This window comes from Streptomyces sp. AC550_RSS872 (genome assembly GCF_019049285.1).
In the GTDB taxonomy this organism is placed as follows: domain Bacteria; phylum Actinomycetota; class Actinomycetes; order Streptomycetales; family Streptomycetaceae; genus Streptomyces.
Window position 1 is genome coordinate 87,935 of the sequence record NZ_JAGMUL010000121.1, and the last position, 2,391, is coordinate 90,325.

General features: G+C 67.3%; 1 protein-coding gene. It reads right to left on the reverse strand.

What is annotated here, in order from left to right; translation table 11 throughout:
* Positions 1 to 2,391 (reverse strand): condensation domain-containing protein (locus KUM44_RS34715; RefSeq protein ID WP_217213731.1); only part of this gene is annotated, 2,391 nt, incomplete at both ends.

A 2,391-nucleotide genomic window follows, 5' to 3' on the forward strand; every position in this document is an offset into this window, starting at 1 on the left:
CAGCGCGGTCACACCCTGCTCGGAGATGGTGTCGGCGAAGTCGGTGGGGGCGAGGTGGCCCGGTGGGGCGACCACGACGCGGCCGCCGGTGAGGAGAGGGGTCCAGATTTCGAAGGTGGAGGCGTCGAAGGCGTAGGGGGAGTGCATCAGGACGCGGTCGTGGTTGCCGGTCTGCCAGTAGTGGTCGGCGGCGAGGTGGACGACGTTGTGGTGGGTGTTGGCGACGCCCTTGGGTGTGCCGGTCGACCCGGAGGTGTACATGACGTAGACCAGCTGCTCGGAGTCAGTCCGTACCGCCGGATTGGTCTCGGGCTGGTTTTCCCACGGCGACTGGGCGTTGTGGCTCACTTGCAGGACGGGGATGTCGACGGAGAAGCCGAAGTGTTTCTCCGGTCGGTCGGTGAGCAGGGCCTGGGCGGCGGTATCTTGCAGGATCCATGTGGAGCGGGCGGCGGGCTGGTTGGGGTCCAGTGGTACGTAGGCGCCGCCTGCCTTGAGGATGGCCAGGCTTGAGACGACCAGGTCGATCGAGCGGTTCTGGAGGACTGCGATCTTGCCCTCGGGTGGCAGGCCGAGTTGGAGCAGCTGGTGGGCGAGGCGGTTCGCCTGGGCGTTGAGCTGCCGGTAGGTCAGCTCCTTGTCTCCGGCGACGATCGCGATGGCCTCAGGGGTCCGGGCTGCCTGTTCCTCGAACAGGGCGTGCACGCTCGACTCGGACGGATAGTCAACGGCCGTGTCGTTGCGCAAGTTTACGAGCTCGTTCCGTTCGGCCGGGTCGAGTATCTCGGCCCGGTCCACCGGCCGGTCAGGATCGGCGATCACGGCGTCCAGCAGCCGCACCAGACGGTCCGCGATGGCCTGGGCGCTCGTGGGCTCGAAGATGTCGGCGGCGAATTCCAGGGAACCGTGGATCCCGTCGGGCGTGCCCTGCGGGTCACGGGACTCGCGGAACGAGAAGGACAAGTCGAACTTGGCCATGCGAGCACTGACCGGCTCGCCCTCGATGCCGAGCCCAGGCAGCTTGGTTACGGAGCCCAGTGCGTCGTGTCCGATGTTGTTGAGGGTGAGCATGACCTGGAAGAGGGGGTGGTGGGCGAGGGTGCGGGTGGGGTTGAGGTGTTCGACGAGGCGTTCGAAGGGGAGGTCCTGGTGGGCGTAGGCGTCGAGGTTGGTTTCGCGGACGCGGTCGAGGAGTTCGCGGAAGGTGGGCTGTCCGCTGGTGTCGGTGCGCAGGACGAGGGTGTTGATGAAGAAGCCGACGAGGTCGTCGGTGGCGTCGTCGGTGCGACCGGCGATATCCGTGCCGATGGGGATGTCCGTGCCCGCGCCGAGGCGGGTGAGGAGGGCGGCCAGGGCGGCCTGGAGCACCATGAAGACGCTGGTGTGCGTGTTCTGGGCGACGTCGGCCACGCGACCGTGCAGCGTGGCCGGGATGGTGACAGGGACGCGGCCACCGGTGTAGGAGGCGGTGGCGGGGTGGGGTCGGTCGGTGGGGAGTTCGAGCTTCTCCGGTAGTCCGGCGAGCGCTTCGGTCCAGTAGGTGAGCTGCTGTGCCGCGGGGGAGTGGGGGTCGGTTTCCTCGCCGAGCAGTTCGTGTTGCCAGAGGGTGTAGTCGGCGTACTGGATTGGTAGCGGTTGCCAGGTTGGGGCTTGGCCTTGGACGCGTGCGGTGTAGGCGGTGGTGAGGTCGTGGGCGAGGGGGCCCATGGACCAGCCGTCGCATGCGATGTGGTGCAGGAGGAGCAGGAGTACGTGCTCGTCCTCGGCGAGGCGGAACAGCCATGTGCGGACCGGGAGTTCGGTGGTCAGGTCGAAGCTGTAGCGAGCCGCCTTCGTGAGTTCTGTCTGCAGGTCGTCCTGAGGGTGGTCAAGGTCGATGATGGTGCATTCGGGTTGTGCCTGGTCGGCTGGGAGTACGTGCTGGTGTGCGTCGTGTCCGTCTTCTTGTCGGTAGAGGGTGCGGAGGGTTTCGTGGCGGGTGGTGAGGTCGTGGAGTGCGTGGGTGAGGGCGTGGTGGTTGAGGGTGCCGGTGAGGCGGAGTGCGGTGGGGATGTTGTAGGTGGGGGTGGGTCCTTCGAGTTGGTGGAGGAACCACAGGCGTTGTTGGGCGTAGGAGAGGGGGATGTGTTCGGGCCGCTTACGGGGGGTTAGGGGGGTGCGGGCGTCGTGTGCCCCGTCCAGGGCGGTGGTGAGGGCGGCGATGGTGGGGGTCTGGAAGAGCTGTCGGATGGGGAGTTCGGTGTTGAGTGTGGTGCGGATGCGGCTGACGAGGCGGGTGGCGAGGAGGGAGTGGCCGCCGAGGCGGAAGAAGTCGTCGTCGATGGTCACCTGCGGGACATCGAGCACGTCGGCGTAGAGGTTGCAGAGGATTTCCTCGCGCGGGGTGCGCGG